The sequence below is a fragment of the Flavobacterium hibisci genome (assembly GCF_020026925.1).
In the GTDB taxonomy this organism is placed as follows: domain Bacteria; phylum Bacteroidota; class Bacteroidia; order Flavobacteriales; family Flavobacteriaceae; genus Flavobacterium; species Flavobacterium hibisci.
Window position 1 is genome coordinate 10,616 of sequence record NZ_JAIQDW010000004.1, and the last position, 21,010, is coordinate 31,625.

Below are 21,010 nucleotides of genomic sequence, written 5' to 3' on the forward strand. Positions count from 1 at the left end.
TTTAAAATTAGAAATTAACATTTAGACCGAAAATCAACTGTCTGCTACGTGGATATGCTGATGAATCAACACCCGGAGTCAAAGTGGTTTTTCTTCTTGTTGAAACTTCAGGATCAGAACCTGAATAATTTGTCCATACAAATACGTTACTAGCCGTTAAATAACCACGTAACTTTGTTAAACCTAAATGAGAGATAAAACTTTCGGGTGCAGTATAACCAAGAGTTAAAGTATTTAAACGTAAGAAAGAAGCATCCTCCACACCCCAGTCACTCAATACAAAACGGCTCATATAAGGTGACCACATAGTCGTATTTGCGTTCAAAGCTGCTAAATCTGTAGGATTTGTAACTAGTTCTCCCGTAACTGGATTTAAATTCGTCCAACGTTTTCCATCAGCCATTACAGTACTCAAATTTCTATATTCCCCATTAGTTTGACTAGCAGTAGAAAATTCAATTTTATCAGCATTGTAAACATCATAATCAAGAGCCCAGTTAAAAGCTGCAGACAAATCAAAACCATAAGCATTGGCATTGATTACCATACCCCCAGTATTTTTTGGAAGCGCACTACCAATAATCGTTTGATCTTTACTATCAATTATATTATCACCATTCAAATCTTTGATTTTCATAGAGCCAGGCTGCACTGAACCCACAGGGCCATTATCAACCAAACCACCTTTTAAAGTATATGTGGTCCCATTCCAGTCAAAATCAGAAACCTCATAACGACCGTCATTTCTGTAACCGTACATTTGTCCTAAAGCAGAACCAACCATTACCTGGTAATCATTAGTGATTTGATTTGACGCCCAACCCGATGAGTATGGAAAATCTCCCAAGACACCTAATGAATTGATTTTGTTTTTATTTATCCCCATATTAAATGAAAAGTTCAAACCATAATTTTTAGCCTCAATTGCAACAATATTTAAACTAGCCTCAAAACCAGTATTTTGAGTCTGTCCCATATTACGATATTGACTTTCATAACCAGTACCAGCTACAGGAAATTCAATTAATAAGTCACTAGTTTTATTATTGTAAAAATCCAATGTTCCACTAAGACGGTTATTAAAGAAACCAAAATCCAAACCTATGTTTTGTGTAACTGTGGTTTCCCATTTCAAATCAGGGTTAGCCATATATTTACTACTTGTAGCCCAACCACTTGAAACTCCATTTACTGTAGTTATAGGTTTAGATTCGAAGTTTTGAACCGTTTGTCCTGTAGGAATATTATTATTACCTGCTTCTCCATAACTAGCACGAACTTTCAGCTGACTTAACCAGTTTTTATCTTTCAAGAATTCCTCTTCTGAAATTTTCCAGGCAGCAGCAAATGCAGGAAAATATCCCCATACATTATTACCTATAAATTTACTTGAACCATCAGCACGGAAAGTCGCCGTTAATAAATAACGATCTTTAAAACTGTAATTAGCTCTACCAAAGAAAGATAACAATTTATCATCAGGAGCTAAATAATTATCAACAAAACGAGCTTGGTTGGTATTTGAAGGCGTGCCTGAATAAGCCGAATTAACACTACCTGATTGTGTTGTTAATTTTTTTGACAAGTTAAAATCAAAAAAATCAGGAAAACCATGAAGCGTATTTGTCAAAGTAGTTGAAGATGTCCTAAGAGTTTCTTCACCAACTAATAAATCTATATGATGATTTTCACCTAATAGTTTTTTAAAATCGTAATTTAAAGTATTAGCATTTCTAAATCTCTCATCTTTTTTATCCGACATTATCAAGGCCGGCATTCCTTTAAAAGGAGCGTTAACATCAGGGGAACTATTAACATAATAGGTTGATGTTCCATAAAAACGAGCATCCTGATAATAATAATTGTCTAAACCTAATTCAGTCTTAAATTTCAAATTTTCAATTAACTCCCATGAAAAACTTCCTAACATGTTAAAGTTTTTACGTAATTGTTCGCGGTCATTATCCCAAACTGAAACAATTGGATTAATTAAACTACTAGCATTATCTTCATTTGTATCATCGGTTGAAATCCCCGGAATTGGCAGTGGTGCATAAGCAATTGCATTCCTTATACGCGAGTCAGATGATGATTTTTCATTTTGTTCGTTTACTCCTCCACCATTAATTTGAGTATCCGAATAACGCATTGTATAAGTTAAATCAATTTTATCATTCACTTTACTCTTTAACGCTAAAGACAAATTATTACGCTTATAATCAGAACCTAACATAATCGCTTTTTCATCATAATTAGCATAATTGAAATTGTAATTCAACTTCTCATTTCCACCTCTAACACTTAAATCACGGCTTTGTACCTCTCCTGTACGACCAAAAATTTGTTTTTGCCAATCATTACTTTTCATCCCTTTATACATATCGTAATCTTGCCAATTACCAAAATAATTTGTATAGGAAGTAGGATTAGAAGCTACTTTTGTACCTGTTCCTTGATTTAGTAAAGCGTACTCATATTGCCATTTTACATAATCATCAACCGGTAAAACATCAAAATCCTTTGCTCTGGTTTTTGTCCCATAAAATGTATTGAAACTAACCGCTATTTTACCATCTTTACCACTTCTCGTTGTAATCAAAATTACACCATTAGCTCCACGAGAACCATAAATAGCTGTAGCTGAAGCATCTTTTAATACTGTCATTGTTTCAATATCGGAAGACGAAATATCACTCATGCTATTTATTGGAAAACCATCCACTATATATAAAGGTGCTGCAGATTGGGTTAAAGATCCTCCTCCACGAACTCTAATACTAATCTCTGCATCTGGAGAACCTTCAGAACTCGTTACTTGTACTCCTGCAATACGACCAGTTAAAGCTTCAGCCACATTCGCCACAGGTACTTTTTTCAAATCGCTACCAGAGATACTAGATACTGCCCCTGTTAAATCAGACTTCTTAACCGTGCCATATCCAACAACAACAACTTCATTTAAGCTATTAGCTTCTTCAGCCAAAACAATATTGATTGTTTTTTTTCCATCCACAGCAACCACTTGGGTTGTAAAACCTATAAATGAAAATTCCAAAATTGCCTTTGAATTCGATAATTTAATTTTGTACTTTCCATCGAAATCTGTTGAAACTCCATTTTTCGCTCCTTTTTCTACCACATTTACACCAGGCAAGGTCAATCCTGATGCATCTTTTACAACACCTTCAACTGTTAAGTCCTGTGCACTTGCCTTGTTACTGGTAAGCAAACACAATAATAAAACAATTGCCATATAGCAATTTGTTCTTTTATTAAGTAACTTTTTAAAATTCATAGTTTACTGTTTAGTTAAGTTTAATATTAATTGTTTATTAAGTTCATTCATGGTGTATAAATTACATTATCAACAAAAATTTTAGAAGGCATATTTATTTTATAACACTATTTTTTTAATCCTTCTAAAACTATTTAAAATAAAGAAATTCATTATTTTTTTATTATAAATAAATTAACATGTAATCGATTGCACAAACATAAAAATTTTTTTTCTATTAAAAATTATATTTCCTAAAAAAATCTTAAAAATAATTATTTATAGAAAAATTATCTATTTTAAAATATGAAATTCATAATTTTTTCCAGAAGAAACCTTTAAAGAAAGTTTTATTATTTTCTATTAGAAGTATTTATTAAAAAAAATTCAATCGATTTCAATTTGTGTGAATTTTTAGCAATTTAAGTTAAAAATAGTATTATAAATAGTTTTCTGACAACTTGTTGAATGTTATTTCATATTTACTCAATGATTAATTTTCTTTATTAATTTCATGAAAAATCAATCTTTTTTTATGCTTTTTATTAAAACAAAAGTTATAATCATTCCAGTAATTGCCATGCCAACCCCCACAAGATTTGGTGATGTATAACTGTAACCGGCCGCTAAAGGCAGACCACCTAAAAAAGCCCCTAAAGCATTTCCAATGTTAAAACTGGCCTGAAGTGCCGCTGAAGCTATCATTTCAGCATCTTTAGCCATCTTAATCATTAACATCTGAATTGGCGCTATAACTGAAAAAGAAATGGCGCCCGTTAAAAACGTAAAAATTAATGACAGATATTGATTGTAAGAGAAAAAGTAAACCATAAGTAAATCAATGACCATTAGACACAACAAAGCCATCACAGTTGGTGCCGGCGAATATTTATCAGCTAATTTACCTCCTGCAAAATTTCCAATAACCATTCCTAAGCCTGCCAAAACCAATATATAAGACACATCTTCGGGTAAAAACGCGGAAACATTAATTAGTAAAGGAGCAATATAACTTATCCATGCAAACAGGCCTCCAAAACCAATTGCTGTGATCCCAATAATCAACCATGCTTCTGTTTTTTTAAAAAACATCAATTGAGTCTTCATATTCACATCTCCGTTTTTTTCTAAAGCAGGCATCCACAGAGAAATAAAAAGAAAAGTCAGTAGTCCTGTTATTGCAATCAATACAAAGGTATACCGCCATATAAAATGATGACCTATATAAGTACCAATTGGCACACCAATTAAATTAGCCAGTGTTAATCCTGCAAACATAATCGAAATTGCCTGAGCTTCTTTTCCTTTATCCGCCAAACGGCTTGCGACTACCGCTCCAACCCCAAAGAAAGCGCCATGTGGCAATCCTGAAAGAAATCTGGAGGCAAATAAAAAGTTATAGTTGGGCGCAATAATTGAAAGCGCATTAAAAAGCGTTAACATCAAAGCTAAAATTAAAAGCATTTTTTTGGGAGGAAAATTTCGCCCTAAGATGACTAATAAAGGCGCGCCAATAACTACTCCAAGTGCATAAGCCGAAATTAAGTATCCGGCAACCGGAATTGAAACCCTCATATCTGAAGCGATGTCAGGAAGTAATCCCATCATCACAAATTCTGTAATTCCAATAGTTAAACCCCCTAAAGAGAGCGCAATAAGACTTTTTTTCATTTTGATATATTATATGATCAGGAAAAGATTTTACATCGCAAAATTACCACCATATAACGTAAAACAAATTGTAAATTTGTGATATAAAACTCTATATTCAAGATATGCGTAAATTAAAATCAGTTTAAATGACTTTTCTTAACAACAGATTACAAAAGACTTCAATCTTATTCAAACGAGAAACATGAAATTATATATCAAAAACATGGTTTGTGGCAGATGTAAAATGGTTGTAAAAGCTGAATTTGAAAAACTCGGACTTCAGACTGTTTCGGTTGAACTTGGTGAAGTTGAGCTCCGGAATACCATTAGCAAAAATCAAAAAAAAGAACTTCTAAATAGTTTACATACTTTAGGCTTTGATTTAATTGACGATAAAAAAAGTAAAACAATAGAGAAAATCAAAACACTAATTATTGATCTGGTTCACCATAAAAACAGCGAACTGAAAACGAACTTATCAGATTATCTGGCAGAAAACCTTCACCATGATTATAATTCACTGAGTAATCTCTTCTCTGAAGTTGAAAACACCACAATTGAGAAATATTTCATCAGTCAAAAAATAGAAAAGGTAAAAGAGCTGATTATCTACAATGAACTTTCTTTAAGCGAAATAGCTGATATTTTAAATTATAGTAATGTGGCGCATTTAAGCAATCAGTTTAAGAAAGTGACCGGCTTTACCCCTACCTATTTCAAACAATTGAAAGACAGGAAACGTATTCAGATCGAGAATTTGTAAATCTTGCAAATCATTCCCAAAATTTTACAATCATACATGTCTTTTAGTTCGGAAATTTGTTTTTTAATTCTAAAACAAATATCATGACACATACTTATCAAATTACCGGAATGACCTGCAGCAGCTGTGAGGAAAAGGTTAAGAAAGCATTAGAAGCCGAAGATAACGTTACAAATGTAATAGTTTCAAAAGATAACGGAACGGCAATTCTATCCATGACAAACCATGTTCCATTAACTAATCTGCAAAATGCTTTAGATAGTAAATATCAAATTTCAGAAATTAATCATTATGAAATTGCTGAAGATACAAGAACCTGGTTTGAAACCTATAAACCCATTTTATTGATTTTCTTTTATATCAGCTTAGTTACGGTTCTGATTCAGTTAACAAATCATCATTTTGATGTGATGCAGGCCATGCAACACTTTATGGCGGGGTTCTTTATTGTCTTCTCATTTTTTAAATTGCTTAACCTAAAAGGCTTCGCAGAAAGTTATGCGATGTATGATGTTTTAGCAAAAAAAATTCCGATGTGGGGATATGTCTATGCTTTTTTAGAACTTGGATTAGGAATTGCTTATCTGGTGAATTTTAGTCCGATATTTACCAATACAGTTACATTTATTGTTATGAGTGTTAGTATTATTGGTGTTTTACAATCGGTTTTGAATAAAAAAAGGATTCAGTGTGCCTGTTTGGGAGCTGTTTTTAATTTACCTATGAGTACTGTAACGATTATAGAAGATGGTTTGATGATTTTGATGAGTTTGGCAATGCTTATTTCGCTGCTATAATTTAACTAAATCTTGAGAATCATCCAACTAAAACTTATTATATTTGACCGAATACCGATCAGCAACAATTATTAAACTAAAAAAAATGAAAAAACTATTTACCGTATTAGCGATCGCTTTATTTACCATTAGTCTTCAGGCACAGGAAACCAAACCAGCAAAAGAAAAAGCAAAAAAAGAATCTTGCTGTAAAAAAACTGCAACAGAAAAAAAATCCTGTTGTGTAAAAAAATAATCCGAATTGTATTTCAACAAAAAAGATCTCAATCGAGGTCTTTTTTGTTTATGGTTTATACTTAAAATCATTTCAAACGAACGCTCCATTCAAAATCCATTTCAGAAACCTGAACACCTTCTTCGTTTGTTCCTATGGATTTCATCCAGAACGTCTGGCCTTCCCCGGTTTCTATGGTTTTCCTGATAGCATCCGCAATTAAATGCCCGTCGTTGCAGACAAATGTAATTCTGCCAGTGGCTTTTTTTGTGAAGTTTCCTTTATTGTTGGCAACTAACATTGAAATTTTTCTTCCGCTTTCCTGAATTTGTGAGATTACCAAAGCTCCGGTTGTTAATTCTGCTGCCATTGCCTGAACTGCAAAATACATAGAGTTAAAAGGATTTTGATTGATCCATCTGTGTTTTACTGTTACCGTACAGCTGTTTTGATCAATAGCTTTAACACGTACCCCGCAAAAGTAAGCCGAAGGTAATTTAAACAACACAAATTTATTGAATTTGGAAACTGAAACTGCCATGAGATGTTTTTCATGTAAAAATACAAAAAAACTATGCATGCACAATAAATTGTTTTGAATTCCACATAACGCCTAGAAAATCAGCATCTAAAAACGATTTTAAGTCAATAAAACTTAAAATTCAAACTACAAATTTGTTAAAATTTTGTTAATATATGGTACTATGTAAAACAAGATACTGTCTTTTAGATATATATTTGCATAAGAAATTACTATATACTTTTAATCATGGAAACATCAACACCACTCATCATGGAAAAAACACCAGAAAAGAACACAGCAGCATTTACTCATTTGAGTACTTTAAGTCAGTACATTATTCCGTTTGGGAATTATATTTTTCCACTTATCATCTGGACAAGCTATAAAGATAAATCTGAATTTACAGATCACCACGGAAAACAGGCTTTGAACTTTCAGTTAAGCTTATTGCTTTACACTTTGATTTTAGCACTTATTGCAATCCCGATTTTTGTGACTGTGGTTTTACAAAATCTTCCAATCGAAGCAATTATTAACGATGAAGATTTTGTTATTAGAAATTTTAATTTTGAAGGAAATATTGGTCTTTTAAGTATTGGTGCAACAGCCGTTTTACTTTTTGGGGTTTTAAAATTTGTTGAATTCTTTTTAGTGATTTATGCTTCGATAAAAGCTTCGAACGGAGAATTATACAAATATCCGCTAACGATTCCTTTTATAAAATAATCTGCTAACCATTAAAAGTTATAGAATCCCAAGAGCCCTAGCCCTGACAGAAACGGCATCCTTTTACTGGCTCCTTTAGCCAGTAAAAGATAAAGTGGATGGCAGGAAGCAGCTCCTGAAAAAATCAATCATCAATCAATCAAATCATCATCAATCAAAAAACGAATTGTTCAATCAAAAAAAAATGAAATGAAATTATGAACATTGAAAACACAAAAGCACAGATGCGCAAAGGTGTTCTTGAGTTTTGCATCTTATCAGTATTAAAAGAAAAAGACGCATATACATCTGAAATATTAGACACTTTAAAAAACGCAAAATTATTAGTTGTTGAGGGAACTGTTTACCCTTTACTTACCAGACTAAAAAACGACGGTTTACTGAATTATCGCTGGGAAGAATCGACCTCTGGGCCACCAAGAAAATATTATGGTTTAACCGAAATAGGACAAACATTTTTAAATGAATTAAGCGGAACCTGGACAGAATTATCAGATGCCGTAAAACTAATCACCAATCAAAATCAATAAGTCATGAACAAAACAGTAAATATTAACTTAGGCGGTATGTTTTTTCACATCGATGAAGATGCATATTTAAAATTGACACGCTATTTTGACGCTATAAAAAGATCATTGAACAACTCATCCGGACAAGATGAAATTATTAAGGACATTGAAATGCGTGTTTCTGAACTTTTGACAGAAAAACAAAAAAGCGAAAAACATGTTGTTGGCTTAAAAGATGTTGACGAGGTGATTGCGGTAATGGGACAGCCTGAAGATTATAGACTTGAAGACGAAGAAAATGCTAATAAGTCTTTTAATTATGATAACAGAAAACACAAAAAACTATACCGCGATAAAGAAAAAGGTATGATTGGTGGTGTTGCTACCGGGTTAGGACATTATTTTGGAGTTGATGCTGTATGGATTAAAATCGTGTTCTTAATATTTGTTTTTGCAGGTTTCGGAACCGGAATTTTAGCTTATTTCGTATTATGGGTTGTAACTCCTGAGGCGGTTACAACATCAGAAAAATTGGAAATGACAGGAGAGCCGGTAACAATTTCTAACATCGAAAAGAAAGTTCGCGAAGAGATTGACTCATTGTCTGAGAAATTCAAAAATGCAGATTATGACAAAATGGGAAATCAGGTAAAGTCTGGAGCTGAGAGAATAAGTAGTTCATTTGGAGACTTTGTTATGACAGTTTTTAAAATCTTCGCAAAATTTTTAGGGGTTATTCTTATTATGTCCGGAGTTACTGTTTTAATATTATTACTAATAGGTGTCTTCACTTTAGGGACAAATGTCTTTCTGGATTTTCCTTGGGAAAACTTTATTGAAGCCGGAAATTTTACTGATTATCCAATCTGGTCATTCGGTTTATTAATGTTCTTTGCCGTTGGAATTCCGTTTTTCTTTTTGACGCTTTTGGGTTTCAAATTATTGTCACCAAATACAAAAACTATCGGAAATATTGCAAAATATACCCTGTTAGCGATTTGGATTATTGCCGTTGCCATTGCAATCAGCATCGGAATCAAACAGGCTACTGAAATATCATACGATAACAAAACAGTAGAGAAAAAAGCAATCAATATTACTCCTAATGACACACTATATGTAAAGTTTCGATATAATGATTACTATGCGAAAGACTTAGATCATCATAAAGAGTTTGAGTTTGTACAGGATTCTGCCAATAATGCTTTAATTTACTCAAATGATGTTCGTTTGCACGTATTGCATACCGACCAGGCTGCTCCTTATTTACAAATAGAAAAAAGCGCCAGAGGAAACTCGTTTACAAGTGCTAAAAAAAGAGCAGAAAAAATCAATTATAATATTGACATTAAAGGAAATTATTTAATTTTGGATAATTATTTTCTTACAGATGTAAAAAACAAATTCAGAGGTCAGGAAGTAGATGTGTTTCTATATTTACCAGAAGGACAATTATTTAAACCGGATGCTTCGATACAGGATTATGATGACTCTGAAAATGATTTTTTCAATTTACACTTTAGCGGTAATTATAACTATAAAGTAGAAGGTTCTAAAATAAAATGTCTGAACTGTCCGACAGATGAGAACGATGACAATGATTTTGAAGAAGATACTATAGCCAATGATACTGTAAAAGAAGTTTCGATTAAAATTAACGGGGAAGAAGTTTTAAATGCAAAAAAAGGCAAAGGAAAATTAACTACTGATAAAAACGGAGTTATTATAAAAATTAACTAAAAAACCATGATAAAAATAATCATTCATATTACGAAATTCATTATTGCAGCTATCACTGCATTATTGTTTGCCTCATGTAATTTTAATATAAACTCAATTGAAGGCAGCGGAAATGTTACTACCGAAAAAAGAATTGTTCAGGGCGATTTTAAAAATGTATCTGTCAGCAATGCCATAGATTTGGTAATTGAACAATCTGATTCTACAGAAATTATCGTTGAAGCAGACGACAATATCCAAAAAGAGATTACAACTAAAGTTGAAAACGGAACTTTGATCATTTCATGCAAATTCAGTTCATTTAACAATGTAACCAAAAAAGTTACTGTAAAAATGCCGGTTATTGACAAAATCGAAGCTTCGAGCGCCTCATCTGTACACAGTAAAAATGTACTTCAGGGAGAAAATATACATCTGGATGCATCAAGTGCTTCTACAATAGATGTTAATATTGAATCTGACAATATCTCTTTTGAATCCGGAAGTGGCAGTACCATAAATGTACAAGGAAAAGCATTAAAAATCAAAACATCAGCTTCTAGCGGCTCCAGCATTAATGCAGAGAAATTATTGGCAAATGAAGTTGAAGCAGAAGCGTCAAGCGGAGCCAGCATAAGTGTGCATCCTATTTTACGATTAAAAGCAGATGCATCAAGCGGATCAAGCATTAATTATGATTCATCTCCTAAAACAATAGAAAAATCTGAAAATTCAGGAGGAAGCATCAGCCAGGGATAAACACTATTGAAGTGTTAAATATAAAAGAAATCATTCATCAAAAGTGGATGATTTTTTTATATTTGTCAAAATCAAAATTTAGAATTAATGAAAAAAAATACAGTCTTGTTCTTACTACTATTAGTTACAACTTTAACTTTTGCCCAAAAAAGGGAAAAAATAAAAGGTTCTAAAATTGTTACCACATCCATAAAAGAAGTTGGTGATTTTGATGCTCTTGAAGTAGATGATAATATTGAAGTGTATCTGGAAAGAGGCGAAAAAAACGAAATAAAAATCGAAGCCGATGATAATTTACACGACATTATCGGAATGGATTTAAGAGAAAAAATACTTCGTTTGTACACTTCAAAAGAGTCCACAATTTTTAAAAAATTATCAGTAAGAATTACTTATACAAAGTCATTATCAAAAGTAATTACTAAAAATGACGCCATAGTCTATGCTATTCAGGAACTTCAGTTAGATGACATTGCATTTAACAGCTTTGATTATTCTAAATTATTTCTGAATGTCAATGCGAAGAAATTCAGTTTAGTTGCTGATGATAAATCAAAATCGGAAATAAATTTAAAAGCAGATGAAGCCTCTTTACAATTAAGCAAAAGCTCCTCTGTAAAATCTTTAGTTTCTGCAATTAAATTCAAATGCGATTTATACCAGAAAGCAAACGCTGCAATTGAAGGTGTAGCTGAAAAAGGAAGTGTTCGTATAGATAATAATTCCGTTTTTACCGGAACAAAGTTTAACATAAAAGAAGCCAGTTTTACTGCTGAAAATAATGCAACAGGAATCGTAATGGCAGAAATTTCAATTTCACTTGCTATTGGAGACAAAGCCGAAGTTTCGCTTTTAGGAAAACCAAAAATAGAACTAACGCGTTTTAGCGAAGAGGCTAAATTGATTAAGAAACTTAAATAAAAGTTTCAGGTTTAACAAATAAAAAAATCCATTCTGATGCGAATGGATTTTTTTATTTGTGAATTCTAGATTAAGCTCCAACAACTTGAAACTTTAAACAAAGAAAACCTGAAACCAAACTTTTATTCTTTAGCAGCCAAATAACGTTCAGCATCAAGTGCAGCCATACATCCAGTACCAGCAGCTGTAATCGCCTGACGATATACATGATCTGCAGCATCACCAGCTACAAAAACACCCTCAACATTTGTTTTAGATGTTCCCGGAACATTGATAATGTAACCCGTTTCGTCAAGTGTGATATAATCTTTAAATATATCTGTATTTGGTTTGTGACCAATAGCTACGAAAAATCCTGTAGCAGGAATTTCAATAACTTCAGCGGTGGTTTTGTTCAAAGCTTTAATTGCATGTACCACATTTCCGTCACCTAAAACTTCTACTGTATCATGATTCATTAAAATCTCAATATTTTCTGTTTTACGAACGCGCTCCTCCATAATTTTAGAAGCCCTGAATTTTTCGCTTCGTACCAGCATCGTCACTTTTTTACAAAGTTTTGATAAGTAATGTGCTTCTTCACAGGCAGAATCCCCTGCTCCAACAATCACCACTTCCTGATTACGGTAAAAAAACCCATCACAAACCGCGCAGGCAGAAACTCCCCCACCCATATTCAGATAATGCTGTTCTGATGGAAGTCCCAGATATTTAGCTGAAGCACCGGTTGAAATAATCACGGTTTCACAGTGCAATTCTATCTTATCGTTAATCCAGACTTTATGAATATCTCCTGAAAAATCAACCTTTGTAGCCCATCCGTCACGAATATCAGCCCCAAAACGTTTCGCCTGTTCCTGTAACTGGATCATCATTTCCGGTCCTGTAACCCCATCAACATAACCCGGAAAATTTTCAACTTCATTTGTCGTTGTTAACTGACCTCCTGGCTGCATTCCCTGATATAATACCGGGTTCATATTTGCTCTGGCAGCATAAATAGCAGCAGTGTAGCCTGCCGGACCAGAACCAATAATAAGGCATTTAATTTTTTCGATTGTATCTGACATAATATTATGGTTGTGTTAATAATTATGTTGCAAAAATAAGTTTTTATTGTTGGAAAAAAGAATACGATTAATCAGTTTTTATTATTCTAAAATAGAGAGCTGTAAATCTGTTATATAAAACACATTGGACAAAATTAAGGAGAAGATTAACTGAGACAATATTACAGAATTATACTAAAAAGCAACTAACTTTTAAATTTTCAATGATTATCTTCTGATATAACAGGCAATTGGTATATTAACCTCTGTATAATTGTCAGCCATATACTTGAAAACAGCATCGTGAAAGTTATCACAGAAAGCGTAATCTGATGGATGTAGCTATCAACAAGCCCAAGGGAAGCAGCGAGAGTGACCAGTACGAAGCTGAATTCTCCAATTTGTGACAAAAGCCCTCCTCCATAAAGACTGTCTCGCAAATTATTTCCGGTAATCTTAAAAAGTATGGTATTAATAAAACTGTTAATCACTAAAACAGTTATTGCAATCAGGATAATTATACCTGCATTGTTACTAACAAAGTTGATGTCTAGCTGCAGTCCAATGGCAAGAAAAAAGAAAGCCATAAAGAAAACCCTGAAAGGAATTAATGCTTTTCCAAGCCATCGTGTTGCTTTATCCTGACCAATTACAATTCCGCCTGCAAATGCCCCAAATGCAGGAGAAAGCCCAAACCATGAACTAAACCAGGCCATTCCAAAACAGATGCAAAAACCAATAAAAACTTGCAGATCATGATCGGCAATTATTTCTCTCCGCATAGGAATCTGAAAAAGCTTTTTCGTAATTGCAGCCCTCAGGAACAGTAGTATTAGTACTCCACCTATACATACTTTTACAAGCTCGAAAATAGTTATGTTAGTGCCCGAGATAAAATTTAGGGATAAAATCATAGGAATAACCAGTACATCTTGTACTAACAGTACTCCACAGGTTATAATCCCCAACTGACTTTTAATTTCCCCCGTCCTTTCCAAATATTGAAAAACTATTGCAGAACTGCTCAGACTTATTACAAACGACAGTAACACTATTGTATTCAATGTCCATCCAGCCTTCCCTCCTATTAAATATATACATATAAAACTCAATACAATCTGAACAAACGCAATAAGAAAGGGTTTATAAAAATTTTGGCTAAAGTGGCGTAAATCTATATCAGCACCTATGGAAAACATCAAAAGTACAATTCCTATTTCTCCCAGATCCGCCACTACTTCAGGAGCATGAATTATATTTAAAACATTAGGACCTAAAAGTACACCAGATACTATATAAGCAATAAAATATGGCTGTTTAAAACGCCGCAGTAACAGAATTAGAAATAAAACAACACAGGAAAGCACAGCTATTCCTGAGAATAATTGTGAGGACATAACAAAGATGATTTATAAAAAACAATAAAAGCCACCCTAAAAAAGGGCAGCTTTGCACAAGGGTAAAAAAACGAAATTAAGCAATTTCGATCATTCTTGGAGGTTTTTGCTTAGCCTCTTCTTTTTTTGGAATAGATAAATGGAGAAGTCCATTTTCATAACGGGCACTGATTTTGTCCTCGTCCACCACGTTTTTAGGAAGTTCAAAACTTCTCTGAAATGACTGGTAGCTGAATTCCCTGCGAGTAAAATTCTCCTGCTCAGTAGTGTGTTGATTTTGTTTCTCTGACGAAATAGTCAACAGGTTACCGTCAAGTGTTACTTTGAAGTCATTTTTTTCCAGACCAGGGGCAGCAACTTCTACTTCGTAATTATCCGAAGTTTCTTTGATGTTTACTGATGGCAGCGTAGTGCTTGTAGTTGAAAAATTGTTGCTTTCCCAATTGAAAAGCTCACGGCCAAAAACGTCATCAAAAAACGTACGTGGCAAACCATTAATCTGATTACCGTTTCTCTTGATAAGATTCATAACATTTTACTTTTAAATTGTTTGACAATATTTTTTTGAACATACACTGAGTAGCAGTGCATCAGGTCTAAAAACCAAAATTATGCCAATCAAAAAAAATGACATTTTTTCAGTTTCAACTATCTAAGCCAATTTCATTTATAGTAAATTATTATAAAAATCTGATGCGATTTTTCAAAATTTTTATTCAGATATTTTAAAATATTTACAAAAACAGTTCTCAGTATAAATTTAAAATACTGACAATTTTACAATGTCCATCTGAAAATTTGTCAACTTTTAAGAAAGCACATTAACTTAAGCTGTAATCGGATCCAATTTTTAGAATTTAAAGTTATGTATTGAGATTATTAATACTATTGAATAATCAGTTCTAAACTTTAGTGAAGATGAGGATTACAATTAATATCAATCAGTTTTACAAAAGAAAATCCCCTTAAATCATATGATTCAAGGGGATTTTGATAACACTGTAAGTTTGGTGTCGGGGTGGCAGGATTCGAACCTGCGGCCTCCTGCTCCCAAAGCAGGCGCGATAACCGGGCTACGCTACACCCCGTAAGCGGGTGCAAATATATAACTATTTTTGGTTTATCCAAAACAATTTTAGAAATAAGAAAAAATTAAAATTAAAATTCACAAAAGTCACTTTAATATATTAACGGGCTAAATCGGAAATCAGAACATTTTTTACTAAACAACAATTAATAGTAAAGCAAAGCAAGTTAGGGAATTTAGCTTAAATTGTTCCAAACACCCATCAAACAAAGGCTAAGCAAGGTTTCACAAATGTTAACAAAATAGATTTTCAAAAACCATAAATAATTGTATTTTTACGGTTCAAAATTCAGAAAATAAATGGGCAAAATCATTGCTATTGCTAATCAAAAAGGAGGCGTTGGAAAAACTACTACATCAGTAAATCTTGCTGCCTCATTAGGTGTTTTAGAGAAAAAAGTTTTATTGATCGATGCTGATCCTCAAGCCAATGCCACATCTGGTCTTGGAATTGATGTGGAAACAGTTGAAACCGGAACTTACCAGATTCTTGAACACACTGTAACACCAAAAGAAGCTATTCTAAAATGTACAGCTCCAAATGTTGACGTGATACCTGCTCACATTGATCTTGTTGCTATCGAAATTGAGCTGGTTGATAAAGAGAACCGTGAATACATGCTTAAAAAAGCATTAGAAGAAGCTAAGAAAGAGTATGATTTTATTATAATCGACTGTGCACCTTCTTTAGGATTATTAACTTTAAATGCTTTAACAGCTGCTGATTCTGTAGTTATTCCGATTCAATGTGAATATTTTGCACTTGAAGGATTAGGAAAGCTATTGAATACTATTAAAAGTATTCAGAAAATCCATAATCCTGACCTGGATATTGAAGGATTATTGCTAACCATGTACGATTCAAGATTGCGTTTGTCAAATCAGGTTGTTGAAGAGGTTCAAAAGCACTTTAACGATATGGTTTTTGAAACCGTTATTCAGCGAAATGTAAAATTAAGTGAAGCCCCAAGTTTTGGAGAAAGCATCATTAATTATGACGCAACAAGCAAAGGAGCAGTGAATTACATTAATTTAGCTCAGGAAATTATAAAGAAAAACAGCAAATAGTTTTTATGACAAAAGCAATTAAAAAACAAGCCTTAGGAAGAGGATTATCAGCATTATTAAAAGATCCGGAAAACGACATCACATCAGTAGAAGACAAAAATGCTGACAAAGTTGTTGGAAACATCATTGAGCTTGAAATAAGTGCTATCGAAATAAATCCATTTCAGCCCAGAAGTAATTTCAATGAGGAATCTTTACGTGAATTAGCTACTTCTATTAAAGAACTTGGTGTAATTCAACCTATTACTGTTCGAAAATTAGAATTTAACAAATACCAGTTAATTTCCGGGGAGCGTCGTTTGCGTGCTTCGACTTTGATAGGCTTAACACATATTCCTGCTTACATCCGTATTGCTAATGATAATGAATCATTGGTAATGGCTTTGGTTGAAAACATTCAGCGTCATGACTTAGACCCTATTGAAATTGCACTTTCGTACCAACGTTTGATGGATGAAATCCAATTAACACAGGAACAAATGAGTGAACGTGTTGGTAAAAAACGTTCTACGATTGCCAATTATTTACGCCTTCTAAAATTAGATCCAATCATTCAGACAGGTATACGCGATGGTTTTATCAGTATGGGGCATGGAAGGGCTATCATCAATATTGAAGATCTGGATATTCAGACCGATATTTACCAAAAAATAGTAAGCCAAAATCTATCAGTACGTGAAACAGAAACTTTAGTTAAAAATTATCACGAAAGCCTGCAGCCCAAAGCTGAAGGAAAACCAAAAGCAGCTTCTTCATTTGTAGTTAAAGAAACGCAAAAAAACACATTTAATGACTATTTTGGTTCAAAAGTTGATATAAAAGTTGCCGGAAACGGAAAAGGAAAAATTACAATCCCGTTTAACTCAGAAGCCGACTTTAACAGAATTATAAAATTAATAAACGGATAGTGAATAAAATTGTCCCCATAAGTCTATTGTTCTTTCTCTCAGGAACCGTCTCTTTTTTTGCTCAGGTAAAACAAGAAACGGTTTTAGTCGCTAAAGACACTTCTAAATTAGAAGAAATAGACCCGCTGAGACCAGCAAAAGCTGCCTTTTACTCGGCAATTTTACCCGGCTTAGGACAGGCATACAATAAAAAATACTGGAAAATCCCTTTGGTATATGGCGCAATTGGGACCAGTATGTATTTTTATCTTGATAATCAAAAAAAATATAGAGAAGCAAGAAATGAATACAAAAGAAGACTAGAGGGTTATGAACCAAGCGAAAAATTTGCGAGGCTTGATGACTCCCGTCTTATTGCAGCCCAAAAGTTTTATCAGCGTAATCGCGATTTATCATCATTGTTTGTCGTTGGTTTTTATGCTTTAAATATCATTGATGCTAATGTTGATGCTTCACTGATACAATTTAATGTGAATGAAAGATTATCTGTGCGTCCGGAAATCTATCCTACAGATGTAACTTTTAAACCAAATGTGGGACTAACTTTTAATTACAACTTTTAAATAGCTTTTTACTATCTATTTAAATAAAAAATATACAAGAAAATGAAAATTGCACTTTTAGGATACGGAAAAATGGGTCAGGTAATCGAAAGGATTGCTCTGGAAAGAGGGCATGAAATTGTCCTGAAAAAAGATGAATTCAATACATATGACGGCCTTTCAACAGCGGATGTTGCTATCGATTTCAGTGTTCCCACAGCCGCTGTAGCTAATATTTCAAGTTGTTTTCATGCCAATGTTCCGGTAGTTTCAGGAACAACAGGCTGGTTAGAGCATTATGATGAAGTGGAAGCGCTTTGCAACGAAAAACAAGGTGGTTTCATCTCTAGCTCAAACTTTAGTTTAGGCGTTAATATTTTTTTCGGTTTGAATGAATATCTGGCTAAAATTATGAGTCAGTTTGATACTTACAAAGTATCAATGGAAGAAATTCACCACACTCAAAAGTTAGATGCACCAAGCGGAACAGCTATTTCATTAGCAAAAGGTGTCATTAAAAACAGTGCTTATGCAAATTGGACAATGGAAGATCCGAAGTCCAATGAAATTCATATTGAAGCTAAAAGAATTGGTGATGTTCCAGGGACGCATACTGTAACTTACGATTCTATCGTTGACAGCATCGAATTAAAGCATACTGCACATAATCGTGAAGGCTTTGCCCTTGGAGCTGTTATTGCCGCCGAATGGCTTGCTGGCAAAAAAGGAATCTACACGATGAAAGACGTTTTAAATCTGGAATCTAAATAAAATCCAAAAAATAATATTCTGAAATTTCAGAACTAAAACATAAAATTATGACACTTTATCTTTGGTTTGTTTTTTTCTTAGCAGTACAAATAATCCATTTTCTGGGTACATGGAAGTTATATCAGGCTGCGGGCCGTAAGTCTTGGGAAGCAGCAATTCCCGTTTATAATTCAATCGTTTTAATGAAAATTATCGGGCGCCCAACCTGGTGGACAATCCTGCTTTTCATACCCATAATCAATCTTATTATGTTCCCTGTCGTTTGGGTAGAAACTTTGAGAACATTTGGAAAAAAATCAACATTAGATACCTTTTTAGGCATTTTCACTTTAGGGTTTTACATCTATTATGTCAATTATACCCAAAAATTAGAGTACTATGCAGATAGAAAATTAACTCCTGAAAACAGAGCAGCCGACACCGTTAGCTCTCTGCTTTTCGCTATAATTGTAGCAACTTTGGTACATACTTATGTTGTACAGCCGTTTACAATCCCAACATCCTCATTAGAGAAATCATTATTAATTGGTGATTTTCTGTTTGTGAGCAAGGTAAACTACGGACCTCGTGTTCCTATGACCACTGTAGCGTTACCAATGGTTCACGACTCTATTCCTTTAACAAAAAAGAAATCATACTTAAGCTGGCCACAATTACCTTATTTCAGGCTTCCTGCTTTAGAAAAAATAAAACGAAATGATATTGTTGTTTTTAACTGGCCAGTCGATACTGTGCATTACTTTTTTGAGCCAAAAGGAAAACCAGGCGTTATAAAACCAATTGACAAGAAATCAAACTACGTAAAACGCTGTGTAGGAATTCCGGGTGACAGCTTATCAATAAAAGACGGATTTGTTTATATTAATAATAAAAAACTAATCCTTCCTGAAAGGGCAAAACCACAATATTCATATGCTGTAGCATTAGACGGAAAGACACCTATTGATTTTGAATCACTTTTAAAAGAACTTAAGGTCAATCTTGTTGATGTTATGGGATTTAAGGATGAAGCAAAAAGAGACACCTTATATTTTGCAGCTTTAACAGAAGAAAGTGTTCAGCGTTTAAAAAACACTCCCGGAATTACGAATGTAAAAAGACAAATTTCTAAAGGAAATGACAATTCCATTTTCCCTCATATCAACAAATGGAATCAGGATAATTTTGGTCCGATATATATTCCGGAAGCTGGGAAAACAGTCGCTTTAACAAATGAATCATTACCATTTTATAAAGATATCATCACTACTTATGAAGGCAATACTTTAGAGTTGCAAGGTTCCAAATTTTTAATAAATGGTAAACCGGCAACCACATATACTTTCAAACAAAACTATTATTGGATGATGGGTGACAACCGCCATAACTCTGAAGACAGCCGTTATTGGGGATATGTTCCTGAAAACCACATTGTAGGAAAACCGGTTTTTATCTGGATGAGCTGGGACACAAACGGAAAAGGTATTAATAAAATCCGTTGGGACAGAGTTTTCACAACAGTAGATGGCGAAGGTCAGCCGCAATCGTATTTCAAATATTTCCTGATTGCTTTAGCAGTATTTTTCATTGGAGAATATTTTTGGAAAAAAAGACAAGAGAAAAAAGCATAATTAAATAAGTTATTTGTTTCAGGTTTCAAGCTTCAGGTTCATAACAAACCTTGAAACTTGAAACCTGAAACTTTTAAACAAAAAATAAAAAACATGAATTCCTTATTACTTCCTACTTATTTTCCCTCAATTAGCCATTTTGCAGTTATGGCTCAATCTGAGAATATCACTTTTGAAATGGAAGATAATTTTCAGAAACAGACTAACAGAAACCGTACCTACATCTACAGTCCAAATGGAATTCAACTATTAAATATTCCTATTAAACATTCAAAATCGACACATCAAAAAACAAAAGATGTTTTGATTGAAAATGAATTTGACTGGCAAAAACAGCATTTTAAATCTTTGGAAGCAGCTTACAGAAGCTCTCCTTTTTTTGAATTTTTCGAGGATGACATTCTTCCTGTATTCGAAAAAAAACATACTTTTTTGATGGATTTAAACATGGAAGTCCTGGAGACAGTTACCAAATGTTTACGAATGAAATTAGAATTTGGAAAAACAACTGAATATTTTCATGAAGCAGAAAATGTTGCTGATTTCAGATATCTGGCTAATGGAAAAAAAGATCAGAATTCATTTGAAAAATATCCTCAGGTTTTTGATGACAAACATGGTTTTATAAACAATTTAAGCGTTTTGGATTTACTTTTCAATGAAGGAAAATTTGCAATGGATTATTTAAAAACACAGAAAATTATATAAATCAATTATGAA

General features: G+C 33.3%; 20 protein-coding genes and 1 tRNA gene. 14 read left to right on the forward strand and 7 right to left on the reverse strand.

Going from position 1 to position 21,010, the window contains the following annotated elements; genetic code table 11:
• Positions 1–7: 7 nt before the first annotated feature.
• The gene (locus K8B81_RS05550) at positions 8–3,253 is read right to left on the reverse strand and encodes a SusC/RagA family TonB-linked outer membrane protein (RefSeq protein ID WP_223679724.1); all 3,246 of its coding nucleotides are present in this window, start codon (positions 3,251–3,253) and stop codon (positions 8–10) included.
• A gap of 543 nt (positions 3,254–3,796) precedes the next feature.
• Entirely contained in the window at positions 3,797–4,945 is a 1,149-nt protein-coding gene (locus tag K8B81_RS05555; protein ID WP_223679726.1) for an MFS transporter, read from the reverse strand.
• A 184-nt stretch (positions 4,946–5,129) separates the two neighbouring features.
• On the opposite strand from K8B81_RS05555, the gene K8B81_RS05560 reads away from it, so the two are divergent.
• The 3 genes from K8B81_RS05560 to K8B81_RS05570 all read left to right on the forward strand — a co-directional run bounded on the left by K8B81_RS05560 (position 5,130) and on the right by K8B81_RS05570 (position 6,722).
• Positions 5,130–5,690 carry a helix-turn-helix domain-containing protein gene (locus K8B81_RS05560; RefSeq protein WP_223679728.1) on the forward strand — a complete coding sequence of 187 codons (561 nt, stop codon included), beginning with the start codon at positions 5,130–5,132 and terminating at the stop codon, positions 5,688–5,690.
• 83 nt (positions 5,691–5,773) lie between these two features.
• A complete protein-coding gene (locus tag K8B81_RS05565; protein ID WP_223679730.1) occupies positions 5,774–6,487 on the forward strand; it encodes a heavy-metal-associated domain-containing protein in 714 nt (237 codons plus the stop codon).
• 85 nt (positions 6,488–6,572) lie between these two features.
• Positions 6,573–6,722 (forward strand): hypothetical protein, encoded by a 150-nt coding sequence (locus tag K8B81_RS05570; RefSeq protein WP_223679732.1) that lies wholly within the window; start codon positions 6,573–6,575, stop codon positions 6,720–6,722.
• Positions 6,723–6,789: 67 nt separating this feature from the next.
• Here K8B81_RS05570 and K8B81_RS05575 read toward each other — a convergent pair whose 3' ends face one another.
• A complete protein-coding gene (locus tag K8B81_RS05575; protein WP_223679734.1) occupies positions 6,790–7,242 on the reverse strand; it encodes a DUF4442 domain-containing protein in 453 nt (150 codons plus the stop codon).
• A 228-nt stretch (positions 7,243–7,470) separates the two neighbouring features.
• Between K8B81_RS05575 and K8B81_RS05580 the strand changes: the two genes are divergently transcribed.
• The 5 genes from K8B81_RS05580 (at position 7,471) to K8B81_RS05600 (ending at position 11,858) form a co-directional block, all read left to right on the forward strand.
• Positions 7,471–7,950 (forward strand): DUF4870 domain-containing protein, encoded by a 480-nt coding sequence (locus K8B81_RS05580; protein ID WP_223679736.1) that lies wholly within the window; start codon positions 7,471–7,473, stop codon positions 7,948–7,950.
• A 197-nt stretch (positions 7,951–8,147) separates the two neighbouring features.
• Positions 8,148–8,480: a PadR family transcriptional regulator gene (locus K8B81_RS05585; RefSeq protein WP_017498072.1), complete on the forward strand. Its 333-nt coding sequence runs from the start codon at positions 8,148–8,150 to the stop codon at positions 8,478–8,480.
• A 3-nt stretch (positions 8,481–8,483) separates the two neighbouring features.
• Entirely contained in the window at positions 8,484–10,199 is a 1,716-nt protein-coding gene (locus K8B81_RS05590) for a PspC domain-containing protein (RefSeq protein ID WP_223679738.1), read from the forward strand.
• Between the two features lie 6 nt (positions 10,200–10,205).
• Positions 10,206–10,937, forward strand: a complete 732-nt coding sequence (locus K8B81_RS05595) for a head GIN domain-containing protein (RefSeq protein WP_223679740.1) — start codon at positions 10,206–10,208, stop codon at positions 10,935–10,937.
• 87 nt (positions 10,938–11,024) lie between these two features.
• A complete protein-coding gene (locus tag K8B81_RS05600; protein WP_223679742.1) occupies positions 11,025–11,858 on the forward strand; it encodes a GIN domain-containing protein in 834 nt (277 codons plus the stop codon).
• Between the two features lie 122 nt (positions 11,859–11,980).
• Here K8B81_RS05600 and trxB read toward each other — a convergent pair whose 3' ends face one another.
• The 4 genes from trxB to K8B81_RS05620 form a co-directional block, all read right to left on the reverse strand.
• Positions 11,981–12,928, reverse strand: coding sequence for a thioredoxin-disulfide reductase (gene trxB, locus K8B81_RS05605; protein ID WP_025571964.1), 948 nt, complete (start codon positions 12,926–12,928; stop codon positions 11,981–11,983).
• 200 nt (positions 12,929–13,128) lie between these two features.
• Positions 13,129–14,304, reverse strand: coding sequence for a cation:proton antiporter (locus K8B81_RS05610; protein WP_223679743.1), 1,176 nt, complete (start codon positions 14,302–14,304; stop codon positions 13,129–13,131).
• A gap of 76 nt (positions 14,305–14,380) precedes the next feature.
• The gene (locus K8B81_RS05615) at positions 14,381–14,833 is read right to left on the reverse strand and encodes an Hsp20/alpha crystallin family protein (RefSeq protein WP_025571960.1); all 453 of its coding nucleotides are present in this window, start codon (positions 14,831–14,833) and stop codon (positions 14,381–14,383) included.
• Between the two features lie 484 nt (positions 14,834–15,317).
• A tRNA-Pro gene (locus K8B81_RS05620) sits at positions 15,318–15,392 on the reverse strand.
• Positions 15,393–15,691: 299 nt separating this feature from the next.
• Between K8B81_RS05620 and K8B81_RS05625 the strand changes: the two genes are divergently transcribed.
• From K8B81_RS05625 to K8B81_RS05650, 6 genes are all read left to right on the forward strand, one after another.
• Complete coding sequence (locus tag K8B81_RS05625; protein WP_025571958.1) at positions 15,692–16,459, forward strand: ParA family protein; 768 nt, start codon at positions 15,692–15,694, stop codon at positions 16,457–16,459.
• A gap of 5 nt (positions 16,460–16,464) precedes the next feature.
• The gene (locus K8B81_RS05630; protein ID WP_025571957.1) at positions 16,465–17,367 is read left to right on the forward strand and encodes a ParB/RepB/Spo0J family partition protein; all 903 of its coding nucleotides are present in this window, start codon (positions 16,465–16,467) and stop codon (positions 17,365–17,367) included.
• Complete coding sequence (locus tag K8B81_RS05635) at positions 17,367–17,930, forward strand: DUF5683 domain-containing protein (protein WP_025571955.1); 564 nt, start codon at positions 17,367–17,369, stop codon at positions 17,928–17,930. The genes K8B81_RS05630 and K8B81_RS05635 overlap by 1 nt, the downstream gene beginning before the upstream one ends.
• A 42-nt stretch (positions 17,931–17,972) precedes the next feature.
• Entirely contained in the window at positions 17,973–18,680 is a 708-nt protein-coding gene (dapB, locus tag K8B81_RS05640) for a 4-hydroxy-tetrahydrodipicolinate reductase (protein ID WP_223679745.1), read from the forward strand.
• 47 nt (positions 18,681–18,727) lie between these two features.
• Entirely contained in the window at positions 18,728–20,290 is a 1,563-nt protein-coding gene (gene lepB, locus K8B81_RS05645; protein ID WP_223679747.1) for a signal peptidase I, read from the forward strand.
• A gap of 93 nt (positions 20,291–20,383) precedes the next feature.
• Entirely contained in the window at positions 20,384–20,998 is a 615-nt protein-coding gene (locus tag K8B81_RS05650; protein WP_223679749.1) for a WbqC family protein, read from the forward strand.
• The last annotated feature ends 12 nt before the right edge of the window (positions 20,999–21,010 follow it).

Bases quoted from the DNA above. Each gene is read 5' to 3' on its own strand.
- lepB (WP_223679747.1), top strand. From the start codon at position 18,728: ATGACACTTTATCTTTGGTTTGTTTTTTTCTTAGCAGTACAAATAATC.
- K8B81_RS05560 (WP_223679728.1), top strand. From the start codon at position 5,130: ATGAAATTATATATCAAAAACATGGTTTGTGGCAGATGTAAAATGGTT.
- K8B81_RS05585 (WP_017498072.1), top strand. From the start codon at position 8,148: ATGAACATTGAAAACACAAAAGCACAGATGCGCAAAGGTGTTCTTGAG.
- K8B81_RS05590 (WP_223679738.1), top strand. From the start codon at position 8,484: ATGAACAAAACAGTAAATATTAACTTAGGCGGTATGTTTTTTCACATC.
- K8B81_RS05575 (WP_223679734.1), bottom strand. From the start codon at position 7,242: ATGGCAGTTTCAGTTTCCAAATTCAATAAATTTGTGTTGTTTAAATTA.
- K8B81_RS05555 (WP_223679726.1), bottom strand. From the start codon at position 4,945: ATGAAAAAAAGTCTTATTGCGCTCTCTTTAGGGGGTTTAACTATTGGA.
- K8B81_RS05565 (WP_223679730.1), top strand. From the start codon at position 5,774: ATGACACATACTTATCAAATTACCGGAATGACCTGCAGCAGCTGTGAG.
- K8B81_RS05550 (WP_223679724.1), bottom strand. From the start codon at position 3,253: ATGGCAATTGTTTTATTATTGTGTTTGCTTACCAGTAACAAGGCAAGT.
- K8B81_RS05630 (WP_025571957.1), top strand. From the start codon at position 16,465: ATGACAAAAGCAATTAAAAAACAAGCCTTAGGAAGAGGATTATCAGCA.
- K8B81_RS05580 (WP_223679736.1), top strand. From the start codon at position 7,471: ATGGAAACATCAACACCACTCATCATGGAAAAAACACCAGAAAAGAAC.
- K8B81_RS05610 (WP_223679743.1), bottom strand. From the start codon at position 14,304: ATGTCCTCACAATTATTCTCAGGAATAGCTGTGCTTTCCTGTGTTGTT.
- K8B81_RS05570 (WP_223679732.1), top strand. From the start codon at position 6,573: ATGAAAAAACTATTTACCGTATTAGCGATCGCTTTATTTACCATTAGT.
- K8B81_RS05650 (WP_223679749.1), top strand. From the start codon at position 20,384: ATGAATTCCTTATTACTTCCTACTTATTTTCCCTCAATTAGCCATTTT.
- K8B81_RS05615 (WP_025571960.1), bottom strand. From the start codon at position 14,833: ATGAATCTTATCAAGAGAAACGGTAATCAGATTAATGGTTTGCCACGT.
- dapB (WP_223679745.1), top strand. From the start codon at position 17,973: ATGAAAATTGCACTTTTAGGATACGGAAAAATGGGTCAGGTAATCGAA.
- K8B81_RS05595 (WP_223679740.1), top strand. From the start codon at position 10,206: ATGATAAAAATAATCATTCATATTACGAAATTCATTATTGCAGCTATC.
- K8B81_RS05625 (WP_025571958.1), top strand. From the start codon at position 15,692: ATGGGCAAAATCATTGCTATTGCTAATCAAAAAGGAGGCGTTGGAAAA.
- trxB (WP_025571964.1), bottom strand. From the start codon at position 12,928: ATGTCAGATACAATCGAAAAAATTAAATGCCTTATTATTGGTTCTGGT.
- K8B81_RS05600 (WP_223679742.1), top strand. From the start codon at position 11,025: ATGAAAAAAAATACAGTCTTGTTCTTACTACTATTAGTTACAACTTTA.